The organism is Shewanella sp. SG41-4 (assembly GCF_014164505.1).
GTDB lineage: Bacteria > Pseudomonadota > Gammaproteobacteria > Enterobacterales > Shewanellaceae > Shewanella.
Genome location: NZ_JACJFI010000426.1, coordinates 1 through 2,466, shown reverse-complemented (window position 1 = coordinate 2,466; position 2,466 = coordinate 1). Strand labels below are relative to the sequence as shown.

Sequence of the window (2,466 nt, the reverse complement as noted above, 5' to 3'; positions counted from 1 at the left end):
CGACGATTCCCAAATTGTTATGTATTCAGGTTCAAGTTAAGAGTGCCTAAAGCCTATCAACAAGATGCTAATAAAAAATTAAACAAATGGTTTTATTATTTAGCTAAAAAAATCCCAGTATCTGAGGCGATAAATATGATTTGGGCAAAAGATATGTCTGATGACGGCTCAGTCTTTTATCATATAGCGCTCTTTTTTAGGGCACCAAAAGACGCGACTGAACAGGTGGCACTTAGCGCAAAAGCGTTTTTTACAAAGACAATAAAAGCAACATGGCCACATATTTTATTTATCAGCGACTCTAATGCTGATTCGTTGTGTTCATTCACAACCGCAAACATAATTCCACTAAACCCTAGCAAGAAGTCGTACAACCAAGACGCTCGTTACTGCTTCTTCATTTTAAGCAAGTTAGCAAGAAAGTCTCGCTACCCTACTAACAATCTTGACGATGTATTTGGCATTAAGTACAGCAGAAATCCAAACAAGAGGAGGAATAGAAGTGAGTAAAGGGACCTGATACTGAGCCAAGCATGAGAACGGTAACTAAGGATAATTTGAAGTAAAAATAGATATAAACAGACCAGGTCATCGATGGCCTGGCTTTTATGCCGTTTATTATCATTTCTCCAAATAGGCGTAATTGGGTAATTACATTGACCATTCCGCAATTTTCTCATATGCTGACTTTGTTCACAGTTAGAGATGAAGCAATGAGTGACGAAATACTGACGATTCAAGAGCTTGCAGAATACCTAAAGCTTAATGAAAAAACAGCTTATCGATTAGCTGGAGAAGGAAAACTACCAGGCTTTAAAGTGGGTGGTTCATGGCGTTTTAAGCGAGTAGATATAGAAAGATGGATAGAGACACAAAAAAGCAAGGATAGTTAATGAAGATAATAGATAACATCAATAACTTATTAGGTGATGACTTAAAAGAAACAATTCAATCAGGCGACAAGCTTAGAATTGCCGCATCTTGCTTTTCTATCTATGCCTATGAGGCTTTAAAAAGTGAGTTAAGTAATATTGATGAATTAGAATTTATCTTCACTTCCCCAACTTTTGTTCCTAGTGCAGTAACTGATAAAATCCGTAAAGAACGTCGAGAATTTTTTATCCCCCAAGATAAACGTAGTCAAAACGAATCGAGCCTTTATGGAACCGAATTTGAGATCCAACTGCGAAATAAATTAAACCAAAAAGCCATAGCAAAAGAATGCGCGAGTTGGATACGAAAAAAAGCCACATTTAAATCAAACACGACCAGTGCACCAATGCAGCAATTTGCCGTTGTTGATGGTGATGCTCATTCTGCTTATATGCCTATTAATGGTTTTACTGCCGTTGATCTTGGCTATCAAAAAGGTAACGCAGTCTCTAACTTTGTTCATAAAATTGATGACAATATGATGTCTAGCCAATATGTTCAGCTTTTTGAGCAAATTTGGAAAGACCAAGGCAAAGTAAAAGAAGTTACTGAGGCGATTGTTGAGCATATAGAGTCAATTTATCAAGAAAACTCACCTGAACGAGTTTACTTCTTGATGTTATACAATATCTTCTTTGAATTTTTAGATGAGTTAAATGAAGACGTAATCCCAAATGACCGAACAGGCTATCAAGACACGTTAATTTGGAACAAACTATTTAACTATCAAAAAGATGCTGCAACAGGTCTCATCAATAAACTAGAGCAATATAATGGCTGTATCCTGGCCGACTCAGTAGGCTTAGGTAAAACATTTACCGCACTAGCTGTGATGAAATATTATGAGCTTAGAAATCGTTCAGTACTTTTACTTTGCCCCAAAAAACTTGCAGATAACTGGTTAAACTACAATCGCAATCTCAAAACGAATATATTTGCCGGAGATAGATTTAACTACGATGTGCTCTGCCATACCGACTTAGACCGCACCAGCGGTGAATCTTTCGGCACGCCATTGAACAGAATAAACTGGGGCAACTATGACCTCGTCGTTATCGATGAGTCACATAACTTTAGAAATGATAATCCAGTAAAAGACCGTGAAACTCGCTATCAAAAGCTAATGAATAAAGTCATCAGAGCGGGTGTAAAAACTAAAGTGTTAATGCTTTCTGCTACACCAGTAAATAATCGTTTTACCGATCTGAAAAACCAACTTGCCCTAGCATACGAGGGTAACCAAGATGAATTATCTGAAAAGCTAAGAACCACTAAGTCTATTGATACCATTTTTAAAAATGCTCAACGAGCCTTTAACGATTGGACAAAATTAGAACCCGAACAGCGTACGCCAGCAGCAATTTTAAATGCGCTAGAATTCGACTTTTTTGAAGTTTTAGATGCGGTAACTATTGCCCGTTCACGTAAACATATTCAAACATTTTATGACACCACCGATATTGGTAAATTTCCCACAAGAAGAAAGCCGCTATCATTTCGTTGTCCGCTAACTCACAGAACAGATGTTATTTC

Annotated in this window: 3 protein-coding genes; all 3 read left to right on the top strand. The window is 37.3% G+C overall.

Annotated elements, in window-relative coordinates; all coding sequences use genetic code 11:
* Positions 1-510 (top strand): YagK/YfjJ domain-containing protein (locus H5202_RS20635; RefSeq protein ID WP_182773711.1); only part of this gene is annotated, 510 nt, incomplete at its 5' end.
* A 203-nt stretch (positions 511-713) separates the two neighbouring features.
* Complete coding sequence (gene mads1 / locus H5202_RS20630; protein WP_182773712.1) at positions 714-893, top strand: methylation-associated defense system helix-turn-helix domain-containing protein MAD1; 180 nt, start codon at positions 714-716, stop codon at positions 891-893.
* On the top strand, positions 893-2,466 hold a 1,574-nt coding region (locus H5202_RS20625; RefSeq protein ID WP_182773710.1), incomplete at its 3' end, for an SNF2-related protein. The genes mads1 and H5202_RS20625, both read left to right, overlap by 1 nt.